This is a genomic window from Rhizobacter sp. P1_G5, assembly GCF_056405435.1.
In genome coordinates this window covers 1-4,321 of the sequence record NZ_JBFUCB010000527.1, presented here as the reverse complement: position 1 = coordinate 4,321, position 4,321 = coordinate 1, and the positions used below count along the sequence as shown (strand labels likewise).

Sequence of the window (4,321 nt, the reverse complement as noted above, 5' to 3'; positions counted from 1 at the left end):
GCACGCACTACCCCTTCGTGCAGCACCTGATCGCCGCAGCGATGGGGCCGCAGGTGCAGATCATCGACACCGCCGATGCGGTGGCGCGGCGCGCGGCGCAGCTGTGGCAGGCCAGCGGCGCGGCGCATGTGACCGACGATACGGCGGGCGATGCGGTGCGACTGGAAACGACCGGCGACGTGGCGGCATTGCAGCGCGTGGCCGCGAGCTGGCTCGCGTTCCGCTGCGAGGTGAACGGATCGGACGCCTGATCGCGCGGCTACTGCTGCGCCTGCAGCATCGCCGCCATCTTCTGGTGGATCAGGTTGATCGCCTTCAGCGGCCGGACGAGAACCTTGAAGTCGACGATCCGTCCCTCATCGTCCCAGGTGAGCATGTCGACGCCGTTGACGGCGATGCCATCGATCTCGACCTGGAACTCGAGCACCGCGTCACGCGGGCCGACGACTTCGCGCACGTAGCGGAAGCTTTCGTTGAAGAAGACGTGGAAGGCCGCGCCGAGGTACTGCGCCGTGACGGCCTTGCCGACCTGCGGCGTGTGCACGACCGGCGAATGGAAGACGACGTTGTCGGCGAGCAGTGCCCCGAGCCCCTTTGCGTTGCGTGTCGCGACGAGTTCGTGCCAGACGGCAAGCGTGGCGATGGCCATGGGGCGTCCTTTCAGGGAAGTTTTCAGGAAATCTGCATGTCCTCACGCGAGCGGCCGGCGGCGAGCTGATCGCGGAACCACTGCGGCGGCTTGCCCATGCCGACCCAGGTCTGGCTGGGATCGGCGGGGTTCGCGTACTTCGCCTTGCGCTCTTCGCCGGGCACCGACGGCGTCTTGACGGGCTTGGCGGGCAGGTAGGGCTTCAAGGCCTCGATCCCTTCGGCGATGCTGAAGCCGCCCATCTGCAGCTTCTTGGCGTAGCCGTCCGCCAGGACTTTCAGTTCCTCGGTGCGCTTGAGCTTCAGCGCGGCTTCGGTTTCTTCGAGCAGAGCACGCAGCTCCGAGTACGACATACCCTTCAGTTCGGTCATTTCGGTGGTCCTGGACATGGATCGGAAAAGCGATGGGCGATAGTCTATGTGCCCGCGTGGCCGTTTTTGCAACTGCGCCCGACACATACCCATCGAGCCCGAGCGCGTACCCCTACCGCGCTCAAGAGGTCACGGAAACTGGCGAATGACCTCGATGAGCCCGACGATGTTGTCGTTGAACTCTTCGAGCTCTTCCGCAGGCACCCACCACTCGGTGTGCTCGGCACCGCCCACCGTTTCCACCTTGAACCGGGCCATGTAGCCGGCACGCACCTGGAACCGGGTGACGAAGCCCTGCCCGCTGGCCCCGACGTTCCAGTCGCGCGCGATCTGCACCGCATACGCTTCGTTGGTGACGGGATAGAAGATCGGCTGGTCGGGCAGCCTGGGCGGCCAGCGCTTGAATCCGCTCTCGCGGACGAGCTGGAGTTCCTTCGGCCCGGTCGGCCGGTACATGGTGATGGTTTCGACCGAACCGCTCATGCAGTGGCGCCCTCCATGACCTGGCGCGTCCCCTTGTGCAGCGAGGCATACAACCCCACCGCGCCCAGGATCACCCACACCCCGAGCACGAGCCACATCGTCTTGCCGGACTGCAGCGCCGCGAGAAGCACCGCCACGACCAGCGCAGCGTGAACGACGAACGCCACGATGGTGGCCTTCCATGCCCAGCGCTTCTGGAAGATGGCGAAGGCAGCAAGCACCCCATAGAGCAGCAATGCATACGCACCCGCCAGGATGCCCAGCATGGCGTCGGCATCATGGATCTGCACGGCCCCGGCGCAATACAGGGCAATGCAGCCGAAGAGGCACAGGCTGGCCATCTGGATGCGGTCACTCGGGCGGGTCAATGCCCAGACGATCGCCGCAAGCACGGCAAGGCTGAAGGCAACGCCGACGGCGGCAAGGATGATGTAGACGATCATGCCGGCATTCTCGGCGAGTTTGACCTCCCCGCCCCACCGCGCAGCCGGGCTTCGATCTCTGATGGATCAGCGCGCCTTCGTGGCGCGCAGCGAGCGCTTGGCCGAGGCCTCCTTCGCGACCGGCGGTCGGGAACGCATCACCCTCACCGGCCGCTCTTCCGTACTCATGCCCAGCAGCGAGGCGGCCACCGTCGGCACGGTGATCGCATCCTGCAACGTCATCGCGTCGAGTTCGGCCATGAAGGCGTCGACCGCGCGCGCCAGCACGCGCTTCAGGTTGCAGGCCGCGAAGATCCGGCAGCCGTGCGGCACCGCGGTGTCGTGGCATGCGACGACCGCGAAGTCCTTCTCGGCCATGCGCACGATGTCGCCGATCGAGATCTCGTTCGGCGCACGGGCCAGCATCGCACCGCCGGCGCGGCCGCGCGTCGTCGCGATGAAGCCGTTCAGCCCGAGCTCGTGCACGATCTTCGTCAGGTGGTTGCGCGAGATGCCGTAGGCGCCGGCAATCTCGTCGATGGTCGCGACACGCCCCGTCGGCCACGCCACCGCGAGGTACATCATCACGCGCAGCGTGTAGTCGGTGTAGACGGTCAGGCGCACGGGCCACTCCAGCAAACAAGCATGTTTTAGTTTACTTTAGGGTGGGACAAAGTGGCATAGCTTCTTGCTTGCCATGGTGCGATCGTCGGCTTTAAGATGCCATTTAAATGCATTAATAAGCACCCATCATGTCCACGCCCAGCGCCTCCTCGTTCCGCCCCATCCGCGTCGCCGTCCCGTCGCCGCGGGCGAAGCCACCGGCGCCCCGCGGGTGGCCGCTGCTGAGGCTGGGCTTCCGCCCGTTCTACCTGGGCGCCGCGAGCGCCGCGGTCGTGCTGATGGCGGCCTGGTTCTTCGTCTTCACCGGCCGCCTCGCGCTGCCCGGCACGCTGGCACCCGCGCTGTGGCATGCGCACGAGATGATCTTCGGCGTCGTCGGCGCGGTGGTGATCGGCTTCCTTCTCACCGCCGGCCAGCTGTGGACGCAGCTGCCGACGCCGCGCGGCGGCCTGCTCGGCGCGCTGGCCGCACTGTGGCTGTCCGCCCGCGTGGCCGGGCTGTGCGCGCCCTACCCCGTTTTCTTCCTGCTCGACGTGACCCTGCTGCCGCTGGTGGCCGCGCTGTTCGCCGACCTGGTGATCCGCTCGCGAAACCTGCGTAATGCCGGCATCGCGGTGCTGCTCGGGCTGCTGGGCCTGGCGAACCTCGGCTTCCACCTGGCGGCCAGCGGTGCGCTGGCTTTCGATGCGATGGCGCCGCTGCACGCCGGCTTGGCCCTCATCGTCGTGCTGGAGACGGTGATGGGCGGCCGCGTGATCCCGGCCTTCACGATGAACGCGACGCCCGGGCTGCAACTGCGTGCCTCGCCGCTGCGCGATCGCATCGCGCTGGTCGCCACCGTCGGCGGGCTGGCGCTGTGGGTGGCGGGCGAGACACCGCGCCTGGCCGCCTCGCTGCTGGCCGGCGCCGCCGCGCTGCACGCCTGGCGCGCGCTGTCGTGGGCGCCGTGGCGCACGCTGCGCCGGCCGCTGCTGTGGGTGCTGCACCTGGCCTATGCGTGGATCCCGATCGGCCTGGCCTTGCTCGCCGCAGCCCTGGCGTTCGGCAGCGCCGTGTCGCCGGCCGTCCACGCGCTGGCGGTCGGTGCCACCGGCGGCCTGGTGATCGGCATGATCACCCGCACCGCGCGCGGCCACACCGGCCGGCCGCTGGAGCCGACCCGGCTCGAGGCCGTCGCCTACGGGCTGGTGATGCTGGCGACCGTGCTGCGCGTCGGCGTGCCGCTGCTGTGGCCCSCAGCCTATGGGCCAGCCTTGCTGATCGCCGGCGCCGCCTGGATCGCCGCCTTCACGCTCTACCTCAGTCTCTACCTCCCCTGGCTGTGCTCGCCACGCGTCGACGGGCAGGACGGCTGAAACGAACTTCCCCACCCCATGAGCACCGTCGCCATCCTGTTGTCCGCGTTCGTCCTGTCGGTCGTCGCGCTGCTGGTCTTCAACGACGGCGCGATGCCCGCCTTCAAGGCCCAGGTGCGCGAACGGACGAAGGCCCGCGGCGAGAGCTTGGCGGACGACAAGGAGCTTCCCCAGCATGAGTGAACACGTGACAGCCCGGGCATTGGACCGAGCCGGCATCGAGACGCTGGTGCACGACTTCTATGGCGATGTGCGGAGCGACGACCTGCTCGCACCGGTGTTCAACAAGGTGATCGGCGACGACTGGAGCGTGCACCTCGATCGGCTGGTCGAGTTCTGGAGCACCGTGATGCTGGGCACGCGAACCTTCCGCGGCAACGTCTACAGCAAGCACATGGTGCTCGACGGCGTGCACCC

General features: G+C 67.8%; 8 protein-coding genes and 1 pseudogene. 4 read left to right on the top strand and 5 right to left on the bottom strand.

Annotated elements, in window-relative coordinates; translation table 11 throughout:
* Positions 1–251: pseudogene (locus tag AC1D12_RS26145) on the top strand (glutamate racemase); the annotation flags it as partial.
* A gap of 8 nt (positions 252–259) precedes the next feature.
* Here AC1D12_RS26145 and AC1D12_RS26140 read toward each other — a convergent pair.
* The 5 genes from AC1D12_RS26140 to AC1D12_RS26120 form a co-directional block, all read right to left on the bottom strand.
* Positions 260–649: a nuclear transport factor 2 family protein gene (locus tag AC1D12_RS26140; protein ID WP_477843871.1), complete on the bottom strand. Its 390-nt coding sequence runs from the start codon at positions 647–649 to the stop codon at positions 260–262.
* Between the two features lie 23 nt (positions 650–672).
* A complete protein-coding gene (locus AC1D12_RS26135) occupies positions 673–1,020 on the bottom strand; it encodes an H-NS histone family protein (RefSeq protein WP_047502459.1) in 348 nt (115 codons plus the stop codon).
* A gap of 129 nt (positions 1,021–1,149) precedes the next feature.
* The gene (locus AC1D12_RS26130; protein WP_477843869.1) at positions 1,150–1,503 is read right to left on the bottom strand and encodes a hypothetical protein; all 354 of its coding nucleotides are present in this window, start codon (positions 1,501–1,503) and stop codon (positions 1,150–1,152) included.
* Positions 1,500–1,946 (bottom strand): hypothetical protein, encoded by a 447-nt coding sequence (locus AC1D12_RS26125; protein WP_477843867.1) that lies wholly within the window; start codon positions 1,944–1,946, stop codon positions 1,500–1,502. The genes AC1D12_RS26130 and AC1D12_RS26125 overlap by 4 nt, the downstream gene beginning before the upstream one ends.
* 66 nt (positions 1,947–2,012) lie before the next feature.
* Positions 2,013–2,549 (bottom strand): RrF2 family transcriptional regulator, encoded by a 537-nt coding sequence (locus AC1D12_RS26120; protein WP_477829165.1) that lies wholly within the window; start codon positions 2,547–2,549, stop codon positions 2,013–2,015.
* Between the two features lie 128 nt (positions 2,550–2,677).
* On the opposite strand from AC1D12_RS26120, the gene AC1D12_RS26115 reads away from it, so the two are divergent.
* The 3 genes from AC1D12_RS26115 to AC1D12_RS26105 all read left to right on the top strand — a co-directional run.
* Positions 2,678–3,904 (top strand): NnrS family protein, encoded by a 1,227-nt coding sequence (locus AC1D12_RS26115; protein ID WP_477843865.1) that lies wholly within the window; start codon positions 2,678–2,680, stop codon positions 3,902–3,904.
* Between the two features lie 18 nt (positions 3,905–3,922).
* On the top strand, positions 3,923–4,087 hold the full coding sequence (locus AC1D12_RS26110; RefSeq protein ID WP_477826457.1) for a hypothetical protein: 165 nt from the start codon (positions 3,923–3,925) through the stop codon (positions 4,085–4,087).
* The coding region (locus AC1D12_RS26105) for a group III truncated hemoglobin (RefSeq protein ID WP_477843863.1) at positions 4,080–4,321 on the top strand (242 nt) is incomplete at its 3' end. The genes AC1D12_RS26110 and AC1D12_RS26105, both read left to right, overlap by 8 nt.